This window comes from Streptomyces himalayensis subsp. himalayensis, from assembly GCF_013778455.1.
In the GTDB taxonomy this organism is placed as follows: Bacteria; Actinomycetota; Actinomycetes; order Streptomycetales; family Streptomycetaceae; genus Streptomyces; species Streptomyces himalayensis.
Genome location: NZ_JACEHE010000016.1, coordinates 164,032 through 183,605, shown reverse-complemented (window position 1 = coordinate 183,605; position 19,574 = coordinate 164,032). Strand labels below are relative to the sequence as shown.

The following is a 19,574-nucleotide window of genomic DNA, read 5'->3' as shown; positions in this document are numbered from 1 at the left end:
TCGGGACCGGCAGGTACCGGGATGTGGGCCCGCAGAGGATGAAGCAACGGTCCGGTGCCGAGATGGGGAAACGATTCGGCACCGAACCGGGACGTCCATCCCGCGGGTCCATCCCTGGATCCAGCGATCGACCCATCCCGCGGGTCCATCCCTTGAGTCCGTCCCTCGGGCCCATCCCGGCACGGCCTCGACCCGCCCCCGGCAGGAGGCACCGGTTCCCGCCCTCCGCCCGCCGCCGTGCCCTTGACCAGTGGAGGCCGTTGGCCTCATATGAGGTGGAGGCCGTTGGGCTCATATGAGACTGGTCCCGTCCGCCCGGGTGGGACGGGCGAACCGACGGGCGCTGCCCGGCGGGCGGCTGCAGGGGACCCCTCCAGGCGGGAGGCGCGGTTGCGAGGACGACAGGCGTCCCGGGACGCCCGGCGGGCCCGTGAGTTCGAGGCTTTCGTCGCGGGCGCGGCAGGGCGGCTGCTGCATGCCGCCACGCTGCTCACGGCCGAGCCGCGGGACAACAACCCGCGCGCGCGGAGCCTGTTGACCGCATCCCTCGCGTACACCTACGCCACCTGGGACCGGCTGCGCGGCGAGGATCCGTACGACCGCGCCCGTCAGCAGCTCGCCGTCCGCTTCGCGCGCGGGGTCTGGCACCGGCACCGCGGCCGAGGCGGACTGCTGGAGCGGCTCGCGCCCCAGGAGCGGCTGATCCTCGTGCTGCGGATGTACGAGGGCGTGGCCGAGGAGCAGACGGCGGCGCTCCTCGGGCTGCCCGTGGAGCGCGTACGGGCGATCTGCGCGCGGGCGATGTCGCTGGTGCTGCATCCCCCGCGCGGGCCGGCGCCGAAGGTCACCCGGGCGGGGAAGGCCGCCGATGCGGGCGCGGGCTCCCCAGTCGGCTCCGGCGCCGCAGCGGGCGGGGACGCCCAAGCACGGGGCACTGGCGCCGACGCGGAAACCCAAGCAAGCGCCGGGTCCAGGACGCGTGCCGCCATGAGCGGGGCCGACCGAGCTGACCGGACGGGCCGGACCGACCGGGCCGACCGGGCCGACCGGGCCGACCGGACCGACCGGACCGACAGCGCCGGCCGGACCGACCGGACCGACCGGAGGGAGCCGACCCCCTCATGAACCAGTCGAGCCGCAAGGAGGCGGCGGTGCGGAAGCTCCTGGAGGCCTCGCCGCCTCCCGTACCGCACGACCTGTACACGGAAGCTGTGCGCCGCGGCGGCCGGATGCTGCGGCGCAGGGCGGCGGTCCGCCGCGTCATGTGGTTCGTGCTGTTCGCGGCCGTGGTGGCCTTCGTGGTCTGGGCCTCGACGGCCCAGCCCTGGGTGGAGCCGCCGTCGGAGACGACTCCACCGCTCTCGGGCTGGTAGCGCCCGGCGCCCGCGAGCGGCACGGTGAGGCGCCCCACCCGGCATGCCCGGGGGTCTACCCCAGGGCCTGCTGCAGATCCGCCAGCAGATCGTCGGCGGACTCGATGCCCACCGACAGCCGTACGAGATCCGCCGGCACCTCGAGGGCAGAGCCGGCAGCCGACGCGTGCGTCATACGGCCGGGGTGCTCGATCAGCGACTCGACGCCGCCGAGGGACTCGCCCAGCGTGAACAGCTTCGCGCGGTTGCAGACCTCGACGGCCGCCTCCTCGCCGCCCTGGACCTGGAAGGAGACCATGCCGCCGAATGCCCGCATCTGCTTGGCGGCGACCTCGTGACCGGGGTGCTCGGGAAGGCCCGGGTACAGAACGCGCGTCACGCGCGCGTGCCGCGTCAGCATCTCCGCGATCCGGCCGGCGTTCTCGCTGTGCCGGTCCATGCGTACGCCGAGGGTCTTGATGCCGCGCAGCACCAGCCAGGAGTCGAAGGGGCCGGCGACCGCGCCCATCGCGTTCTGGTGGTACGCCAACTCGTCGCCGAGAGCCGTGTCGCCCACGACGAGGGCGCCGCCGACGACGTCCGAATGGCCGCCCATGTACTTGGTGAGCGAGTGCACGACGACATCCGCGCCCAGTGCGAGCGGCTGCTGCAGATAGGGCGTGGCGAAGGTGTTGTCGACCACCAGCCGGGCGCCCGCGGACCGGGCGACGTCCGCGACCGCGGCGATGTCGGTGATGCCGAGCAGCGGGTTGGAGGGCGTCTCGACCCAGATGACCTTCGTACGCGGCGTGATCGCGGCCTGCACCTGCGCCGGGTCGGAGGTGTCGGCCACCGACCATTCGACGCCCCAGCGCGAGACGACCTTGGCGAAGAGGCGGAACGTGCCGCCGTACGCGTCGTTGGGGATGACCACGTGGTCGCCGGGGGTCAGCAGCGTACGCAGCAGGCAGTCCTCGGCGGCCAGCCCCGACGCGAACGCGAGCCCGCGGCTGCCGCCCTCGACGGCGGCGAGGTTCTCCTCGAGGGCGGTCCGGGTGGGGTTCGCGCTGCGGCTGTACTCGTAGCCGCCGCGCAGTCCGCCGACGCCGTCCTGCTTGTAGGTGGACACCTGGTAGATCGGCGGGACGACCGCGCCGGTGAGGGGATCCGCGGTGTTGCCCGCGTGGATCGCCACGGTCTCGAAGCTGTGACTGCTGTGCCTGTCGCTCATGGGGACCGAGGGTAGTGCGGGAGGGGGGCTTCCGACGTCCTGGCCGGTCCGGCACGACGGTGTCCTCGCCAGTCCGGCACGACGGTGTCCTGGCCGGTCCCGCACGGCGAGGGTGCGGACCCGTTGGCCAATTGTCGTACCCGTCTGGTTCGCTTGGAGGCATGGAGATTCTCTGGGCCCTGTTCGCGCTGCTCATCATCGGGGCGTTCCTCGGGCCGGTCATGTACCGCAGGCGCGGCGTGATCCGTCAGGTCGCACCCGGCTCGCCGGACGCCGCGGACCCGGCGAACTACGGCTTCGTACGGCAGGAGCTGCTGGACGTCCGCATGCCGGGCTCCGACCAGGACCTGCTGGAGGTGCTGGACCTGGTGCAGCGCACGCAGGACTGGCGGGCCGCGTCGCAGATGCTCGCGGGCACGGCGACAGACGGCGAGGTGCGCTGGCAGCGGGTGCAGGCCTTCGCGGGCGCTGCCTCTCTGGAGCTGCAGCAGCGGCCGGGCGGTGTCAGCGAGCAGCCCGGCGGGCAGTGGCTGCGGGTCTGGCGGGCCGAGGCGCCCAAGGACGCGGGCGGCGCCGCGGTGCACGCCGAATTCCTGGTGCAGCAGGCCTGGCGCACGGCCGCCTCCGGTACGGAGGAGTTCCGGATCATCCTGGAGGAGGCGCGGAAGGCGTGCGCGGAGGCTGCCCTGCTCGCCCCCGGCGACCCGATTCCGTACATCATCGAGCTCTCGATCGCCCGCGGGCTGGCGTATCCGCAGCAGGAGTTCGAGCAGCTCTGGCTGAAGATCCTGGACCGTGCGCCGTCCCATATGGGGGCGCATCTCGCGGCTCTGCACTACTGGTGCGAGAAGTGGCACGGCTCGCGTGACCTCGCGTACTCCTTCGCGGAGGCCGCGGCGTCCCGCGCCCCGAGCGGCTCGCTGCTCGCCTCCCTGCCGCTCTTCGCGGTGTTCGAGCACCTGCCCGAGGTGAATCTCGTGCGCGGCTTCTACGAGAGCGAGGTCGTGACCAAGGCCGTCCACGGCGCGCTCTTCGCGGTGCACGCGGCCCGCCCGGACGACCCGATGCTGGCGCACGTCCGCCATCTGCTGCTCTTCTTCCTGGTCCGCTCCGAGCGCTGGGCGGAGGCCATGAACCAGCTGGTGCACGTGGACGGCCACGTGGGCGCCCTGCCCTGGACGCTCTCCTCCGACCCGGCCGCGGACTACGCGGTGTACCGCGCGCTGGCGGTGGCGGGGTACGAGGCGAACGGGGGGAGCCCGGCGACGCTGCTGCGCTGACGCCGGGACGGGCTCGGGCTCCTCGCATACGTTGTAGGACCGGAACGCTCGTCAAGGCGCCCACAGACCGAACACCTTTGCGGCACCGCCCGACGGTAGGGCATACTCCGGTTCCCCCCACACCACCTTTGACGTGCCCTTTTCCGTGGGGGGAAGTGCCCGATGGGCCCAACTCTGCGCGCTCTGCGCGCCCTTGTCCTGCTCGCAGGCTTCCAGTTGCTCAGCCTCGTCCTGCTCGCCGTGCTGCTCGCCGCCGACTGGGCAGCCGTTGTGTGGGCTCCTGCGAGCATCACGCTCAAGGTCTGGATCGTCTCGGCGGTGCTCGCCATTCCCGTCGTCCGAGGCATGTTCATGCTCCGGACGCCGAAGGACGAGGGGCAGCCCGGGGTCCGGCTGAGCGAGTCCGGGGAGCCCCGCCTGTGGGCCCTCGTCCGCGGTCTCGCGGACGCCTCCGGCACGCGCGGGCCCGACGAGATCGTGCTCACCGGGGACGTCAACGCGGCGGTCAGCGAACGGGCCCGCCTCCTCGGACTGCTGCCCGGCCCACGCCGCCTCTACCTCGGCCTGCCCCTGCTCACCGGTCTGAGCGAGGCCCAGCTGAAGGCCGTCATCGCCCATGAGTACGGCCACTTCACCGGTGGCGACACCCGGCTCGCCGCCCTGGTGGTACGCGGCCGCGTGCAGATCACCCGTACCATCGCGCACTTCCACGAGAAGGCCGACAGCAAGGTCGCCAAGGAGCGCGCACGCCAGGAGAAGTCCGCCGCCAAGCGCCTCGCCAAGGGCAAGTCGGCGAAGGAGATCAACACGGCGGGCGCCGGTGTCACCTACCGGATGATGGCCGCCGTCTACACCGCGTACGGCAAGCTCGCCCTGCGCGCCACGCTCTCCACCGCCCGCGCCCAGGAGTACGCGGCCGACGTGACCGCCGCCCGGATCGCGGGGCGGGACGCCACCGCCGCCGCGCTGCGCGACATCCCCGCGCTGAGCGCCGCCCACGAGTTCTACCTGGAGTCGTACGCGACGCTCGGCCTGCCCGCCCGGACGCTGCCGCCCCGTGGCGAGTTCTTCGGGGGCTTCGCCCGGATGCTCACCGCCCGCGAACTCGAACTGGCCGGCATGCGGACCGACCTCCCGACCGAGCCCAGCTCCCCGTACGACTCGCACCCGCCCATGGCCGAGCGCGTCCGGCGGATCGAGGCATTCTCGGACGACGCCCGCGCCCATGAGGACAAGGGCTCCGCGCTGGCCCTGCTCACCGACCCGGGGACCTCCGCCACGGCCCTCGAACAGGCCGTGCTCACCGACGAGGTGCTCGCCTTCGCCCACGCCGCCGACTGGCAGGACCTGCTCGACAAGGCGATGGCCGCCCGCCTCGCCGGCCTCGACACCCCGCTGCACCGCGCCCTGGCCCTGTACACCAAGGCACCGGCCACTCTCTGGTCGCTGCTCCAGGTGATCGACGACGGCCAGGTGTGGCAGCTGGCCAAGCGACTGCCTCTCTCCGACGAGGCCGCATCAGCGACGGGCCGGGCGTTCCGGGAGTTCGTCCGCCCGCTCCTGATGAAGTCCCTGGAGACCATGGTCCTCGCCGAGCTCAGCGCACGCGGGCTGCTGCGCTGGGAGTTCTCCTGGGCCGAGGCCGCAACCGTCCACCTGCCCGGATCGGACGTGGACGGCGGCACCGGCGCGGACGGCGCCGGAACCGACGCCGCGCACAGGTTCACGGCCGCCGTGGCCGCAGCCCTCGCCGACCACCCCGACACCGCGCCCCTGCGCGCACTCACTCCCCCCGCCCCGCACGAAACGGACACCCTCCGATGACCGTACTGCTGTGGATCCTCGCCGTCCTCGCCGTTCCCACCCTGATCTTCGCGCTGTGGATGGCGGGGGTCTTCCTCAAGGAGTTCTTCAAGTCCGGTGACGGCGGTTCCGAGGCCGCCGAGAAGCTCGGTCTGCTGCCCGCGGAGCGGCAGAACACCGACCTGGCCGCCCCGCTGCCCGCCGGCTGGGAAGCCGCCCTGAGCGCGGCACGCGGCGGCGACTGGAAGCCCGCAGCAGCGCTCCTCGAGTACATCGGCCGCGACTGGGAGCGCCGCTCCTACGCCACCTCCCTCCTGGGCGACATCGCGGCCGAAGAGGACGCCTGGCTGCTCGCCTGGGAGGCTGCCCGGCCCGACGACCCCGACGCGGCCCTGATCAGGGCCCGCAGCACGGTCGACCTCGCCTGGAACCTGCGCGGCGCGGCACTGGCAAAGCACACGACGAGGGAGCAGGCCGAGGGCTTCCACCGGGCGCTGGCGCGCTCCCGCGAGGAGATCGCGCGGGCCGCGGCGCTGAACCCGTACGACCCCACTCCGTTCATCACCGAGATCTGGGTCGCGCTCGGCCTCGGCTACCCGCACTCCGAGATGGACAAGCTCTGGGCCGAGATCACCGCCCGCGCCCCGTACCACTACGAGGCCCACTACTCGGCGCTGCAGTACTGGTGCGCGAAGTGGCGGGGCTCGAAGGAGCTCGCCACCGCGTTCGCCGAGCGCGCGGCGGCCACGGCACCACTGGGCAGCCTGCTCACCGCTTTCCCCCTCATCGCCCACTTCGAGCACGACGAGTCCAGCGACAGCACCGCCGACCGCACCCCCGAGATGGTGGCCCGCGTGGACGCCGGCCTCGCCGACGCGGCCACGGCCGACCCGGCACATCCGCGACTGCCCGAGCTGCGGCACCTCCTCGCCTACTACCTGGCACTCCAGGACCGGGACGAGGCGGCGATCGAGCAGTTCAAGCTCGTCGACGGGTACGTGGACGCCCTGCCCTGGACCTACCAGGGGGACGGGCCCGACGTGGCCGCGTACTACTGCCGCATCCGCAACGCGTCGGCGGAGGCAGCGGCAGCCCAGGCCCAGCCCTCCTGAATCCACGGGCGCGCGACTGCGAGCGCAGCCGACGGACGGAATGCGGGCGGCACCATGGACGTTGTCCGTGGTACCGCCCGCACCCCCAGGATTCGACAGGGAGACGAGACCCCATGCTCTTCGGCCGCACGCCCCAGCTGCCCACCCCCGAGCAGGCGCTCAAGGGCCGGGCCACGCCCGCGTACGAGGTCCCCGCCCGCCACACGGTCCTGGGCAACCCGCTGCTCGGCCCGTACCCCGAGGGCCTGGAGGTCGCCGACTTCGGCCTGGGCTGCTTCTGGGGTGCCGAGCGCAAGTTCTGGCAGACGGACGGCGTCTGGACGACCCTGGTCGGCTACCAGGGCGGCATCACGCCGAACCCGACGTACGAGGAGGTCTGCTCAGGCCTGACGGGCCACACGGAGGCGGTCCGCGTCGTCTTCGACCCCGAGAAGGTCTCGTACGAGCAGCTGCTCAAGGTCTTCTGGGAGTCCCACGACCCCACGCAGGGCTTCCGCCAGGGCAACGACGTGGGCACGCAGTACCGCTCCGCGATCTACACCCACACCCCGGCCCAGGCCGCGGCGGCCGAGTCCTCCCGCGACTCGTACCAGAAGGTCCTGACGCCCTCGGGCCACGGCACGATCACCACGGAGATCCTGCCGTCGGAGGGCCGGACGTTCTACGCGGCGGAGGGATATCACCAGCAGTACCTCGACAAGAACCCGGCGGGGTACTGCGGGATCGGGGGGACGGGGGTGTCCTGCCCGATCGGCGTCGCGCCCGCCCCGGAAGTCACGGACAAGTAGAGCGCCACGTCGCCCGCTGCACGAGCGACCGCTCGGCACGAAGCGCTCGGCCCTGGGCGAATTCGGATCGCTCCCACAGCGGCGCTGCCCGGTCGACAGCGCCCCGACCATCCACGGAGGTCGTCCGGGCAGTAGCCGTATCGGTTCTCCCTCACTCGTTCGAGCGGAGGAAACGGGCTCCTGCCCGATACGCTGACGCACGGGATCAGAATCGCGCCCATGGGAGCAGCCATGACCACCTCCGCCGCTGGGCAACCGCTCATCCCCCAGCCCCCTGCCACGGTTGCCGCGCTTCGGCAGGCCATCAGTCAGATCGCCCCGGCCGCACTACCGGCCTTCACCCGAGAGCTGGACCAGGCGGCCGACCAGTCTCGGCAGGGCTCCGATCTGGCGCCCCTCCAGCGGTTCGTCGCCCAGTGGGCCGTCTATGTGCACATCCAGCGCCAGCCCGGCCTCGCAGCAGACCTCCGCCGCTGGGAAGACACCGCCGAGTCGGGCGATGCTGCCCAGGCCCGACAGGCCGCGTCCGAAATCGGGCGGATCCTGGACGAAGCCCACGCGGCCATCGGCCTCCCGACCCGGTGAGCACGGACTGGCGCTGGGAGTACGACCCCGACCACGCCCATGTGGTGGGCGGCGTCCCCGTTCACGTCGTGGCGGAAGTGGAACGTCTGGCCGGCCAGCTCGTCGACCTTGCCAGTACAGGCATCGACGTCAGCGACCTCGGCCACGGCCCCCGACCGGGCGGTCTACGCCGCATGGACGCCGCCGGCGGCTGGTTCTACTTCCTGGTGGCACCACGCGACCCGCTGATCATCATCGTCCGCATCGTGCCCCCATTCGACACGCTGTAGCCATCACGACTGAACGGCTCTCGCGTCAGGGGTTACCTGGCACGAGCGCCTCGTAGGACCGGCGGCTCCTGCCCGGTCGGTGTCGCGAAGGCCGAGGGCTGACCCGCTCTCGTCAGGTGTTGTACGCCGCCTCCTGGATCCCGTACAGGTCCGCGTACCGGCCCCCCTCGACAGCGCTCAGCTCGGCGTGGGTGCCGGACTCGACCAGGCGGCCCCCGTCGAGGACGAGGATCAGGTCCGCGCCGGTCACCGTGGAGAAGCGGTGCGAGACGATCACGGTGATCGCCCCGGTCTGCTCGGCCAGTCGGCGTGCCCGTGCCATCTGCCGTTCGAAGATGGCGTGTTCGCTGGGGGCGTCGAGGGATGCGGTGGGCTCGTCGAGTACGAAGAGCAGGGGATCGTCGCGCATCGCCGAACGGGCGAGGGCGACCCGCTGCCACTGGCCCTCGGACAGGTCGACGCCGCCGAGTTCTCGGCCCAGTTGGGTGTCCAGGCCCTCGGGCAGCCGCTCCACGAGAGTCGAGGCGTCGGCGTCCCGTACTGCGCGGGTGATGCGTTCGCGGTCGTTGAGGTGGGGCAGGTCGCCGAGGCCGACGCCCTCGGCGAAAGTGGTCTCCAGGCGTCCGAAGTCCTGGAAGGCGGCGCTGATGCGGGTGCGCCAGTTGGCGGTGTCCAGGTCGGCGAGGTCCGTGCCGTCGAGGGTGATGCGGCCCGTGTCCGGCCGGTAGAACTTGACGAGCAGCTTCACCAGGGTGGTCTTCCCCGATCCGTACTCGCCGACGATCGCGACCACGGTCCCGGCCGGGATGTGGATGCTCACGTCGTCGAGGGCGAGGCGGTCCGTGCCTGGGTAGCGGTAGGAGACGTGGTCGAAGGCGAGGCCCTTGTCCAGGCGGGCGGGGGCGAAGGCGGTGCCCGTCGTGCGGGCCGTCTCGGCGGCGGCGTAGTCCCGCAGCCAGAAGTACGACTCGAGGGCCGTCCGCGTGCCGAGCGTGTTCGCCGTGGAGCCGACCACCGCCTGCACGGTCTGCCGCAGGCCGGACGCGACGGTGACCGCCATCACCACGTCGCCCGCCGTGGCGTGGCCGTGCGCCGCCCCGTACACGACCAGCGCGAGCCCTCCGACGAAACCGCAGGCGAACACCACCCAGCCGCAGAACTTCCACCACGCGGCACGCACCCGCGCCCGGTAGCGCAGGTGTGCCCCCTCGTCCCAGGCGGCCGCCTGCCTGCGGGCGATCTCCTCGCCGGCGCCCGCAACGCGGATGTCCTTGCCGCTGTCGGCGCGGGTGCCGAGCTGGAAGAGGTGGCGCTGCAGCCGGAACGCCTCGGCGGTGCCGGTCTCGGCCTCCACCACCGCCTGCTTGCCGCGGTGGTCGAACCACAACGGGAGCGCGGCGAACGGCAGGAGGAACAGCAGCCAGGGGCTCACGGTGCCCAGGATGAGAAGGGTGGCGCCCAGTTTCAGTGCGGCGTGGACGGCCAGGACTGTGTCCCACAGGCTGGTGCACAGCTGCCAGGTGTTGTTGCGTGCTCCCTCCAGCCGGTCCAGGAAGTCGGTGCGCTCCAGGTGGTCGAGCCCCTCGATCCCGGCGATCCAGCCGTAGATCCGCGGACGCAGCTCCAGGTCGGTCTCGTCCGCCAGCAGCAGGAACAGGTCCACGATCGTCGCCTGGAACACCGCGGTCGCGCCGTGGGAGAGAGCCACCCCGCAGGCCCCCACAACGGCCGTGCCCAGCGCTCCGTGGACGCTGCCGTCGATCACGGCGCGCAGCGACAGGGCGATCCCGGCGGCGGCCGCGATGCTCAGGGCGCAGAGACCGAAGAGCGCGGCCGTGGCGCCCGGGGCCCGCCGCCAGCAGATCCTCAGCATCTCGGCCCACAGGTCCAGGTAGCGCCTCACAGCAGTTCGCCCTCCTCGATCGCGTCCTGGTAGCCCTGCTGGAAGCGCTCGGCCTGGATCGCGAACAGCTTCGCGTAGCTGCCGTCCAGCGCGATCAGCTCGTCGTGGGTGCCCGACTCGGTGATCCGGCCTCCGTCGAGCAGCACGATCCGGTCCGCCTGACGCACCGTCGACAGGCGGTGCGAGATCAGTACGACACCGGCCTCGGCGCGCTGTTCGGCGAGCCGCTGGAAGACCTCGAACTCGGTGCGGACATCGAGGTGGGCGGTCGGTTCGTCGAGGACGAGGAGCTCCGCGCCCGTACGCAGGGCGTACAGCGCCCGGGTCAGCACGACCTGCTGCCACTGGCCGCCGGAGAGGTCCACGCCGCCGGTGCGCGAGCGGGCCAGCGGCGTCTGCCAGCCGTCGGGGAGGCGGTCGAGGACCGGCCCCAGACCGGCGTCCCGGGCCGCCGCCTCCAGCACGGCCTTGTCCGGTACGACGCCGGGTCGCCCGAGGGTGACGTTGTCGGCGGCCGACAGCTCGTACTTGACGAAGTCCTGGAAGACGACGGAGATCCGCTCCCGCCAGGCCTGCACCCCCAGCTCGGACATCTCACGGCCGCCGCCGACGAGGATGCGCCCGCTGGTCGGCTCGTACAGTCCGGCGAGCAGTTTGATCAGGGTGGACTTGCCCGCGCCGTTGAGCCCGACGATCGCGAGCAGCTCGCCGGGGCGGATCTCCAGGTCGAGTCCGTCGAGTACGGCGCGTGTCGTCCCCGGGTAGGTGAAGCCGACCTCCTCGAAACGGACCAGGCTCGACGAGCCGGGATCAGTGACAGGCGGTGATGCGGGACGCCCGGTGTCCTTCGTGAGGAGCTCCGCCAACTCGTCGTACGCCTTGAGGGCTTCAAGCCCCGACAGCCGCGTGAGGACGGTGTACCCCAGGTCGATCATCATGAACAGCGACGCCCCCGCCGTCAGCGCCGCGGTCGCTGTCGCGACCGACCCGTGCCCGTCCACGGTGAGCGCCGCCACCGCCGTGAACCCGATCAGCAGAGGTGGCACCACCAGCAGAAGGGACCGCAACTGGCCGCGGAGATTGCGCTTCCACACGGCGAACTGGGGCTCGGTGCGGGCCACGTGCTGCTGATGGAGCCTGCGCACCGCCCAGTCGCCGAGACCGAAGACCCGCAGGTCCTTGCCCACGCCCGCCGAGGCCAGGGTCTCCTCCCAGCGCTCGACCCGTACCATCACGTCGAGTTGGGACCGCCAGAGCTGGATGAATTCCATCCGCCCCCGGTAGCGCAGCCGCGCGTTGAGGAACGCGGGGATCAGCAGCAACGGCACCAGCCACCAGGCGAACTGGGCGACCACCACGCAGGCGGCGGCCACTCCCACGGCATCCGCCACCTGGTCGAGCTGCGCCAGCGCGGCCTGCCCGGGGGTGCGCTGCGAGAACTCGTCGGGGTCCGCTTTGGCCTGCCGGATCAGGCGCTGCGCCTCGGGCTGCTCGAGGAGGTCGATGGTCGGGCTGCTCGCCGTCAGGCGGGTCACCTTCGCGCGGTGCGCCCCGTCGATCCGCTGCTGCACCAGGTAGGACAGGGGCTCCGTCACGGCCTCCGCGGCGTGCCCCACCAGCAGCACCACGCCGAACCCCGCCAGCGGCAGCAACGCCGCGCCGATCTCCCCGGTGCTGCCGAGCGCTGTCACCCGGCTCACCAGCAGGGCCAGCACCGTGGCGGTGGCCGCCGGAATGAGCCTCTCAGCCAGCCGGATCACGGCGATGACGACCGCGGTTCCCTTTCCGGCGGACCACAGCAACCGAAGCAGACGGAGCGTGTCCCCCACAGCAGGATCCCTTCGTACTGACTGACACGAATTCGCCGTGCTGTCTGGCGCCGTCGCGATCTCCGTAATCCTGCACATTGCATCCAGCGCGCACAGAGCCCGTCAAGGTGCCTCATTTCCCCGAAAGTTTCGGCACAAGGCCGAGCGGTGCCCCTCACCCACGTTCTCCGGGGGACGGGCACCGCTCGGGATTCTCTGGGTCCGATCTTGTCGATCTTGGTCCGATCTTGGTCCGATTTTGGTCCGATCTATCTTGGTCCGATATTGGTCCGACCTTCGGTCGGCCTCGGTCGGCCTCGGTCGGCCTCAGTACGGCGAAGGCCCGTACCCCGCCATGGAGGCAGGCCCGTAACCGGCCATGGAGGGCGCATAGGCCGACATGGTCGGGGCGAGTTGCACTCCCGGGGTCAGGCCGAGGGCGACCAGGGCGTCCGGGAGGCCGCGGCCGGTGCGGGCGCCCTCCAGGGTGCCGGGGGCGGCCAGGGGGCGGCAGCTCGACGCGATGATGTCGAAGAGGTGCTGGACCCGGACGGGTCCGCGCGGCGGCAGGTCGCCGCGGAAGTCCTCGTGGTGGGCGAGTACGAGGGCGGCGAGCCCTGCGACGTGGGCGGAAGCGGTGCTGGTGCCGTCCAGTGCCGCGTATCCGCCGTGCGGCGAGCACGACAGGACCGCCACGCCGGGGGCGGCCACGTCGACCTCGGGGCCGAAGCAGCTGAAGCGCGCCGCGAACAGGCCTTCGGGGGTCAGGGGCGGGCCGGCGTGGGTGGCCTGTGAGGTGTCGGGCGGGTAGGAGCCGAAGGCGCCCAGCGCGCCGACGGTGAAGACGGTGGGCAGCGAGCCCGGGAAGGCGACCGGTCCTGCCGTGTCGCCCGCCGGGGCGACGCACGCGATCCCCGCGGCATGGGCGTCGGCGAGTTTGCGCGAGACCAGTGCCGACGGGTACGGGGTGGCCACGGCGATGTGGGCGATGTCGACCTCGTTCTCGATGCAGTGGTCGAGCGCCGCGATCAGGTCGCTGAAGCAGCCGCCCGGCAGCACCTGGCAGGCCTCGATCTGGGCGTCGACGGCGATGCCGATGACGCCCGTGCCCGTGTCCGCCGCGGCGATGATGCCCGCCGCATGGGTGCCGGTGCCGACCATGTCGTGGGCCCAGCCCCGTTCCGTACCGCCCACGAGGTCCGCCCCGGAGCGCACCCGGTCCTTGAGGTCGATGTGGTCCGTGGCGATGCCGGAGCCGATGATCGCGACCTTGATGCCGAAGGCGCGGAACGTCGGCGGCAGCCGGTCCAGCCGCATGGCCTGCTGGCCCCAGCCGTACTGCTGCCGTTCGTCGAGACCTGGGTACACCTTCGCCAGCGGTGTGAGGGTGACCAGGTTCTCCTCGGTGACCGACAGGTCCGGGCGGTTGATCCAGCGGTCGACGTAGCCGCCGGCGGGCCGGACGTACAGGGCCTGGATGGACTGCGGGGTCTCCGTGGCCAGCACGATGGTGGCCGTTCCGTCGTCGCCGGTGATGCCCTGGACCGGCCACGACGATCCGATCAGGAACACCCCTGCCCCGGCCAGCGGTTCGCCGTCCGGGCCGCAGACGCGCAGCGAGATCTCCACCGCGTGTTCCAGCGGTACGACCATCCCCGGGTCGCTGAGCGGGAGGACGCCCGCGGTCGCCGTGGGGGCCGGACCGGTGCCTCCCAGGAGCAGATCGGGCTCTACGTGGATGTGTACCGACCGCATCGCCGGCACCTGGTCCGCGGCTGCTTCGACCACCGCGATCTCGGGACAGTTGGGGCGGAGCCCGGCCCCCTCGAGTTTCGCCGAGGGCTGGAGTCTGCGGACCACCTTGACCTCGGGCATCCGCTCCAGCCGCTCGCAGACCGCGTCCATGCTGAGCTCGGCCACCGCGGGCGGGAGCATGTACTGGGGCAGCGGCGTCACCAGGTACCGCTCGCGTCGCGGTCGTACGGAGACCGGTGACCTGGCGCCCTTCTTGCCGGGCTCCTCCTCCTTGCCGGCGCGCCCGGACCCGGCCGCCCCCTCACCCCCGAACTCCTTGTCACTGCCGTTTTCGGGCCTGTTCTTGACCATCACGTCCACCTTCACCACGCCTCTGTCGTTCCCTGTGCTCCTGATCCGGCGTTCTCTGTGCTCCCGATCCGCGAGTGGGCGGCCCGTGCTCCCACGGTGACGACTCGTGCTCCCACATGGCCCGTGCTCCCACGGTGATGCGGTGTGCCCGGAAAGCTCCGGACACACCGCACACTGCCGCCCAGGCGTCAGCCGATGCCGAACGGCTGCTGCGCCATCTGGCCGAAGCCGAAGCCGGGCTGCTGGTACTGCTGGTACGGCTGCTGGCCGAACCCGCCGCCCCACTGCTGACCCATGCCCTGCTGGCCGATCCCGCCGCCCCACTGCTGGCCCATGCCCTGCTGGGGCTGCTGCGACTGCTGGAGCAGCGACACGATCGCCGTCGGCAGCGCCTGCTGCACGGACTGCTCAACGGCCTGCCGGATGCCGCTGTGCAGCGAGCGGTGCAACGCGACCGCCAGGTACGGGTGCGCCTGCTGGGCGAGGCCCGGCTGCTGCTGGAGCTGCTGCTGGATCTGCTGGATCTGCTGGAACGTCTGCTGTACTCGCTGCGCGACCTGCTGCGCAGCCTGCTGACAGGCCTGCTGGACTGCCTGCTGAACCGCCTGCGCGATCTGCTGCTGGCCGCCCATTTGCTGGCCGAACTGCTGCTGCTGCAGGGGCTGAGTACCGGTCATTACGGACATGAATCCTCCGCGGGATGAATGTGATTGAAAATCCAACGCAGAAAAAGACCACGGGCATAAGAGCACGGGCGTAAGGCCACAGGCATACGACCAGGGGCAAGCGCCCAAGCCCGGGGTAATTCGTCGGATTCTCGGGGCATTTGAACGGTAGATCGAGTCGGGCTGCGCCGCAATCGGGCAGACCGGCCGAGACACCAGGGAAAGGCCACCCGTCCGGATCACCGTCGCATCCGCCGAACACATCACCAGTGGCAGTGGAACCGGGACTTTTCGATCTAGAAACCGAGTTACGCTCACTCGAAACAACTTCGACGGGCCCGAAAGGGCTCACGCCGATTCCACGGGCCAGAAAGGGCTGTCTTTACTTCCGTCGCCTCGAAACCAGTTCCATCAGCTCGAAAGCTGCCGTCGCCGCTTCGACCTGCTCGAAGGCACCATTCGGGCTTCCACTTGGCGGTCGGCCCTCCAGCCTCCCGAACTGGGCCGACTGGCTCGCGCGAGGTTCATACGGACTGGCTCTCCCACCACCCGTCCGGCGGCATCCGACCCGACTCCCGGGCAGGCCATCAAGGCCACTGATTTTCGGTTCGCACATGAATACGTGGATCACTGGAGCGATCACGAGAATCGAGATCACGGCGTGAGGGGGACGGACATGCCGGGATTCCGGCCAGAATTACAGGATTCCGGGACCGCGGGACTGCCTCGCTGATTGCAGGAACGCCTCGGTTGCGGAATTGATCAGTTCAGGATTGGACCAGTTGCGGGGCTGGGCCATTGCGAACTGGATCATTTGCGGGATTGGATGACGCGTCAGCCGTTTCGGACTCCGTTTTCCCGTCCGTTTCCGGCGACTCACGGAGAATTCCACCTGGACCTTCTCCGTAGCGGCGTCAGTCGGCGCCTCCGCTGCCGTACGGGCGCGTCAGTATCTCCATCTTGTGCCCGTTGGGATCGTCGAAGTACGTACCACGGCCGCCGTCGTTCCTGTTGATCTCGTTGACGCGGCGGTGGTACGGGTCCGCCCAGTACGTGAGTCCCGCGGCGCGGATGCGGGCGAAGATGGCGTCGAAGTCGTCCTCGGAGACCAGGAACGCGTAGTGCTGTGGGACGATCTCGCCCTCGGTCTCCATGTAGTCCAGCGTGACGCCGTTGTGCGTGGTGACCGGGATGAACGGGCCGAACGGCGCGCTCGGGTCCAGTCCCAGGAGGTCGGCGAGGAACTGCGCCGACGCCTTCTTGTCGTGCGCGGCGACGATGGTGTGGTTCAGCTCGACGGACATCGTGCAGGCCTCCCCGGGTGTCATCCGTTGGCTTTGCCTGACTTGCCTCTCGGCACCTCCCACGCTAGGCAGCCCGACCGGTTGTGGCATCAGTCGATCGGCCGAGTTCCTGTCCGGCGCGAGCCCTCGGTCCCCGGCCCAGGAAAGGAACTGGGTCCCCGGCCCAGGAACGGAACTGGGTCCCCGGCCCAGGAACGGGAGCGCCCACAGCCGAAAGGGACGCCCAGAAGGCGCCCCTTTATGGCTCACATCGTGCCCACGGCTCAGATCGTCGTCGTGTCGATCACGAAGCGGTACCGCACGTCGCTGGCCAGCACCCGCTCGTACGCCTCGTTGATCTGGTCGGCGCTGATCAGCTCGATCTCGGCACCCAGGCCATGCTCCGCGCAGAAGTCGAGCATCTCCTGGGTCTCGGCGATTCCGCCGATCATGGAGCCGGCGAGCGTCTTGTTGCCGCCGATCAGCGAGAAGAGGTTGAGCGAGATCGGCTCCTCGGGGGCGCCGACGTTCACCAGGGCGCCGCCGGTCTTCACCAGGCTCAGGTAGGCGCCGAAGTCGAGCGGGGCCGACACCGTGGAGAGGATCAGGTCGAAGGTGCCCGCCAGTTCCTCGAAGGTCTTCGGGTCGCTGGTGGCGTGGTAGTGGTCGGCGCCCAGCTTCAGCCCGTCGTCCTTCTTGCGGAGGGACTGGGAGAGGACGGTCACCTCGGCGCCCAGCGCGTGCGCGATCTTGACGCCCATGTGGCCGAGGCCGCCCAGCCCGATGACGGCGACCTTCTTGCCCGGGCCCGCGCCCCAGTGCTTGAGCGGCGAGTACGTGGTGATGCCGGCGCAGAGGAGGGGCGCGGCGACGTCCAGGGACAGGCCGTCGGGGATGCGGACGACGAAGTTCTCGTCGACGACGACCTTCTCCGAGTAGCCGCCGTAGGTGGGCTCGCCGTCCCTGCCGATGGCGTTGTAGGTGCCGACGCCACCGCCGGTGCAGTGCTGTTCGAGACCTGCCTTGCAGTTCTCGCACTCACGGCAGGAGTCGACCAGGCAGCCGACACCCACGCGGTCGCCGACGGCGTACTTGGTGACGCCCGTGCCGACCTCGGTCACGATGCCGGCGATCTCGTGGCCGGGCACCATCGGGAAGATCGCCTCGCCCCAGCCCTCGCGGGCCTGGTGGATGTCCGAGTGGCAGATGCCGGCGAACTTGATGTCGATCAGGACGTCGAACTCGCCGACCGGGCGTCGCTGGATGGTGGTGCGCTCCAGCGGGGCCTTGGCGGCAGGCGCGGCGTATGCGGAAACGGTGGTCATGCCGGGTCTCCTCGGAGGGTGTGGCGTGCCCGGCTGCCTTCTCGGCCGGGCACAACGGCAATCCTGCACGAATGCCGCGAGGTCACCCAGACCACGGCTCTGCCTACGACCAGTGGTCCTACTACTGGCGGGGTCAGGTTCCTGTGCGTACGACCGTGAATACTGGAAGGCATGGACATACAGCCTGGCGAGGAGAGCACAGTCGGCCGGGCCGTCGAGCAGCCTCTCGACCGGCGCGCCGAGCTCAGCGAGTTTCTGCGCACCCGCCGGGCCCGGCTGAAGCCGGAGGACGTCGGGCTGCCGGACTACGGGCGTCACCGGCGGGTGCCGGGGCTGCGCCGTGAGGAGCTCGCCCAGCTCGCCGGGGTGTCCGTCGCGTACTACACGCGGCTCGAGCAGGGCAACGGCCGCAACGTGTCGGCGGAGGTCCTGGACGCGATCGCGCGCGCCCTGCACCTGACCGACGCCGAGCACGCCCATCTGACGCATCTCGCCAAGCCGAAGCAGCACAGGAAGAAGGCGGCAGCGGCCGGGCGCCAGCAGCAGGTGCGGACCGCGCTGCGGCAGCTCATCGACACGCTGGACTCCGTGCCCGCGTACGTGGTGGGGCGGCGGTCCGAGATCCTCGCCTGGAACCGGATGGCCGCGGCGCTGTTCGGCGACTGGGCGGAGCTGCCGCCGCAGGAGCGGAACTGGGCGCGGATGGTGTTCCTGTCACCCGCCTACCGCGACCTGTTCGTGGACTGGGACTCCAAGGCCGCCGACATGGTCGGCTATCTGCGCATGGACGCGGGCTGCCATCCCGACGACCCGCTGGTGTCGGCGCTGGTCGGTGAGCTGTCGGTGAAGAGCGAGGAGTTCCGGCGGCTGTGGGCGGCGCACGACGTGAAGGAGAAGAACCACGGGGTGAAGCGGATGCGGCATCCGCTCGTCGGGGAACTGACCCTTTCCTACGAGACGTTGAAGCTTCCCGACGACCATGAGCAGTCGGTGGTCGTGTACCACGCGGAGCCGGGGTCTCCCTCCGCAGAGGCCCTCCGCCTGCTGGCGAGTTGGGGGGCGGACGCGACGCGGGCGGGCGCGGGGACACCGGGGCCCTGAGGATCGGCCCCGGGGCGCTGCCCGTGACGCGGCCGGCGAATCCGGACGCCGATGCTTCTGGCGGAGAGTCCCGGCAGAAAGCCGTACTTCATGCCGTGCGCGGACTCACAGCCCGATTGCCGGGCCGCCGCCGAATTGCCCGGCCGCCGCGGCGAGATGCACCAACAGCATCGCCCGTCGACGCCCCTGCGCCCCTACTGTCCGGTCCAGCCCAACGGCGGCCGGCAGCCGCCTGACCGCAGGACGCACAGCGCCGGCCTGGGCGCAGGTGTCGCCCAGGCCGGTGGTGCTGCCGTCGCGGGGGAGCAAGCCGTCAGTCCCGCTCCCTCCGTGCCGTCAGCAGAGGCGGCAGGGCGATCAGCGCCCCGACGACGAAAACGGCAGTGGCAAGGTAGATGAGACCGAGATGGCCGAGGGTGTCGAGGTCGTACGGGTAGTGGGCGGGCAGTGCGACGGCCAGACCGAGCACGGGGACGGTGATCGCGGTGACGTAGGCCCACAGAAGGCCGCGACGGACTCCGAACCAGGCAAGCGCCGCGGTGGCCACTCCGGCTGCCGCGATGAAACCGGACACCGCGATGTGCAGGTGCGCGATGTACTCGTACAACTCGGGGCTGAACGCCTGGATGTCGGATCGGCCGACATCCACCTCGCCCGGGCCGATGCCGAGTTCCAGGAACGCGTCGGTGAAGTTGCGGACGAAGAAGATCACCGCGTATCCGACGAATGCCAGACCGGCGAGCGCCATGAGTGCGGATCCGAGGCGGAGCATGCCCGGCCGCCCGGCGGTGCCGACCCTGCTCCTTCGATGATCCCCCAGTGCCTTAAGGGCCTGGGAGGTGCCCCTATCGGTGGCCATGGGATGCCTCCTTGGTCGACCGGCCGAGATCGGTGTTCTCGGCTATGAAGACGGCGCAGGCACCCGAAGTTATTGCAACGAGGCAAAATGCAATAAAATCACCT

17 protein-coding genes and 1 pseudogene are annotated in these 19,574 nt (G+C 70.8%); 10 read left to right on the top strand and 8 right to left on the bottom strand.

What is annotated here, in order from left to right:
- Nucleotides 1–390: 390 nt before the first annotated feature.
- Nucleotides 391–855 (top strand): annotated as a pseudogene (locus tag H1D24_RS41775) (sigma factor-like helix-turn-helix DNA-binding protein); the annotation flags it as partial.
- A gap of 266 nt (nt 856–1,121) precedes the next feature.
- Nucleotides 1,122–1,373 carry a hypothetical protein gene (locus H1D24_RS25435; RefSeq protein ID WP_181659989.1) on the top strand — a complete coding sequence of 84 codons (252 nt, stop codon included), beginning with the start codon at nt 1,122–1,124 and terminating at the stop codon, nt 1,371–1,373.
- Nucleotides 1,374–1,428: 55 nt separating this feature from the next.
- Here the strand turns inward: H1D24_RS25435 and H1D24_RS25430 are convergent, their stop codons facing one another.
- Entirely contained in the window at nt 1,429–2,583 is a 1,155-nt protein-coding gene (locus H1D24_RS25430) for a cystathionine gamma-synthase (protein ID WP_181659988.1), read from the bottom strand.
- Between the two features lie 161 nt (nt 2,584–2,744).
- On the opposite strand from H1D24_RS25430, the gene H1D24_RS25425 reads away from it, so the two are divergent.
- The 6 genes from H1D24_RS25425 (at nt 2,745) to H1D24_RS25400 (ending at nt 8,420) form a co-directional block, all read left to right on the top strand.
- Nucleotides 2,745–3,863, top strand: coding sequence for a hypothetical protein (locus H1D24_RS25425; protein WP_181659987.1), 1,119 nt, complete (start codon nt 2,745–2,747; stop codon nt 3,861–3,863).
- Nucleotides 3,864–4,025: 162 nt separating this feature from the next.
- Complete coding sequence (locus tag H1D24_RS25420) at nt 4,026–5,687, top strand: M48 family metalloprotease (protein WP_181659986.1); 1,662 nt, start codon at nt 4,026–4,028, stop codon at nt 5,685–5,687.
- On the top strand, nt 5,684–6,778 hold the full coding sequence (locus H1D24_RS25415; protein ID WP_181659985.1) for a hypothetical protein: 1,095 nt from the start codon (nt 5,684–5,686) through the stop codon (nt 6,776–6,778). Before H1D24_RS25420 ends, H1D24_RS25415 begins: the two co-directional genes overlap by 4 nt.
- 113 nt (nt 6,779–6,891) lie before the next feature.
- A complete protein-coding gene (msrA, locus tag H1D24_RS25410) occupies nt 6,892–7,566 on the top strand; it encodes a peptide-methionine (S)-S-oxide reductase MsrA (RefSeq protein ID WP_181659984.1) in 675 nt (224 codons plus the stop codon).
- Between the two features lie 231 nt (nt 7,567–7,797).
- Complete coding sequence (locus H1D24_RS25405) at nt 7,798–8,151, top strand: DUF6247 family protein (RefSeq protein WP_181660062.1); 354 nt, start codon at nt 7,798–7,800, stop codon at nt 8,149–8,151.
- Entirely contained in the window at nt 8,148–8,420 is a 273-nt protein-coding gene (locus H1D24_RS25400; protein ID WP_181659983.1) for a hypothetical protein, read from the top strand. The genes H1D24_RS25405 and H1D24_RS25400 overlap by 4 nt, the downstream gene beginning before the upstream one ends.
- A 112-nt stretch (nt 8,421–8,532) precedes the next feature.
- On the opposite strand, the gene H1D24_RS25395 is transcribed toward H1D24_RS25400, so the two are convergent.
- The 4 genes from H1D24_RS25395 to H1D24_RS25380 form a co-directional block, all read right to left on the bottom strand.
- Nucleotides 8,533–10,323 (bottom strand): ABC transporter ATP-binding protein, encoded by a 1,791-nt coding sequence (locus H1D24_RS25395; protein ID WP_309484442.1) that lies wholly within the window; start codon nt 10,321–10,323, stop codon nt 8,533–8,535.
- A complete protein-coding gene (locus H1D24_RS43645; protein ID WP_220137203.1) occupies nt 10,320–12,152 on the bottom strand; it encodes an ABC transporter ATP-binding protein in 1,833 nt (610 codons plus the stop codon). The genes H1D24_RS25395 and H1D24_RS43645 overlap by 4 nt, the downstream gene beginning before the upstream one ends.
- Before the next feature lie 306 nt (nt 12,153–12,458).
- Nucleotides 12,459–14,237, bottom strand: a complete 1,779-nt coding sequence (locus H1D24_RS25385; RefSeq protein ID WP_220137202.1) for a S8 family serine peptidase — start codon at nt 14,235–14,237, stop codon at nt 12,459–12,461.
- A gap of 188 nt (nt 14,238–14,425) precedes the next feature.
- The gene (locus H1D24_RS25380) at nt 14,426–14,686 is read right to left on the bottom strand and encodes a hypothetical protein (RefSeq protein WP_181659980.1); all 261 of its coding nucleotides are present in this window, start codon (nt 14,684–14,686) and stop codon (nt 14,426–14,428) included.
- On the opposite strand from H1D24_RS25380, the gene H1D24_RS25375 reads away from it, so the two are divergent.
- Nucleotides 14,681–14,941, top strand: coding sequence for a hypothetical protein (locus tag H1D24_RS25375; RefSeq protein WP_181659979.1), 261 nt, complete (start codon nt 14,681–14,683; stop codon nt 14,939–14,941). The genes H1D24_RS25380 and H1D24_RS25375 overlap by 6 nt on opposite strands.
- Nucleotides 14,942–15,816: 875 nt before the next feature.
- Here H1D24_RS25375 and H1D24_RS25370 read toward each other — a convergent pair.
- A complete protein-coding gene (locus H1D24_RS25370; protein ID WP_181659978.1) occupies nt 15,817–16,206 on the bottom strand; it encodes a VOC family protein in 390 nt (129 codons plus the stop codon).
- A gap of 263 nt (nt 16,207–16,469) precedes the next feature.
- Entirely contained in the window at nt 16,470–17,510 is a 1,041-nt protein-coding gene (locus H1D24_RS25365; RefSeq protein ID WP_181659977.1) for an NAD(P)-dependent alcohol dehydrogenase, read from the bottom strand.
- A 171-nt stretch (nt 17,511–17,681) separates the two neighbouring features.
- Here H1D24_RS25365 and H1D24_RS25360 point away from each other — a divergent pair, with 171 nt between their 5' ends.
- On the top strand, nt 17,682–18,611 hold the full coding sequence (locus H1D24_RS25360; RefSeq protein WP_181659976.1) for a helix-turn-helix domain-containing protein: 930 nt from the start codon (nt 17,682–17,684) through the stop codon (nt 18,609–18,611).
- Between the two features lie 313 nt (nt 18,612–18,924).
- On the opposite strand, the gene H1D24_RS25355 is transcribed toward H1D24_RS25360, so the two are convergent.
- Nucleotides 18,925–19,470 (bottom strand): hypothetical protein, encoded by a 546-nt coding sequence (locus H1D24_RS25355; protein WP_246458774.1) that lies wholly within the window; start codon nt 19,468–19,470, stop codon nt 18,925–18,927.
- Nucleotides 19,471–19,574 lie beyond the last annotated feature (104 nt).

What these genes read in the sequence shown, in the direction of transcription:
- H1D24_RS25435 (WP_181659989.1), top strand. Translation starts at nt 1,122, where the DNA reads ATGAACCAGTCGAGCCGCAAGGAGGCGGCGGTGCGGAAGCTCCTGGAG.
- H1D24_RS25430 (WP_181659988.1), bottom strand. Translation starts at nt 2,583, where the DNA reads ATGAGCGACAGGCACAGCAGTCACAGCTTCGAGACCGTGGCGATCCAC.
- H1D24_RS25425 (WP_181659987.1), top strand. Translation starts at nt 2,745, where the DNA reads ATGGAGATTCTCTGGGCCCTGTTCGCGCTGCTCATCATCGGGGCGTTC.
- H1D24_RS25420 (WP_181659986.1), top strand. Translation starts at nt 4,026, where the DNA reads ATGGGCCCAACTCTGCGCGCTCTGCGCGCCCTTGTCCTGCTCGCAGGC.
- H1D24_RS25415 (WP_181659985.1), top strand. Translation starts at nt 5,684, where the DNA reads ATGACCGTACTGCTGTGGATCCTCGCCGTCCTCGCCGTTCCCACCCTG.
- msrA (WP_181659984.1), top strand. Translation starts at nt 6,892, where the DNA reads ATGCTCTTCGGCCGCACGCCCCAGCTGCCCACCCCCGAGCAGGCGCTC.
- H1D24_RS25405 (WP_181660062.1), top strand. Translation starts at nt 7,798, where the DNA reads ATGACCACCTCCGCCGCTGGGCAACCGCTCATCCCCCAGCCCCCTGCC.
- H1D24_RS25385 (WP_220137202.1), bottom strand. Translation starts at nt 14,237, where the DNA reads ATGGTCAAGAACAGGCCCGAAAACGGCAGTGACAAGGAGTTCGGGGGT.
- H1D24_RS25370 (WP_181659978.1), bottom strand. Translation starts at nt 16,206, where the DNA reads ATGTCCGTCGAGCTGAACCACACCATCGTCGCCGCGCACGACAAGAAG.
- H1D24_RS25365 (WP_181659977.1), bottom strand. Translation starts at nt 17,510, where the DNA reads ATGACCACCGTTTCCGCATACGCCGCGCCTGCCGCCAAGGCCCCGCTG.
- H1D24_RS25360 (WP_181659976.1), top strand. Translation starts at nt 17,682, where the DNA reads ATGGACATACAGCCTGGCGAGGAGAGCACAGTCGGCCGGGCCGTCGAG.
- H1D24_RS25355 (WP_246458774.1), bottom strand. Translation starts at nt 19,470, where the DNA reads ATGGCCACCGATAGGGGCACCTCCCAGGCCCTTAAGGCACTGGGGGAT.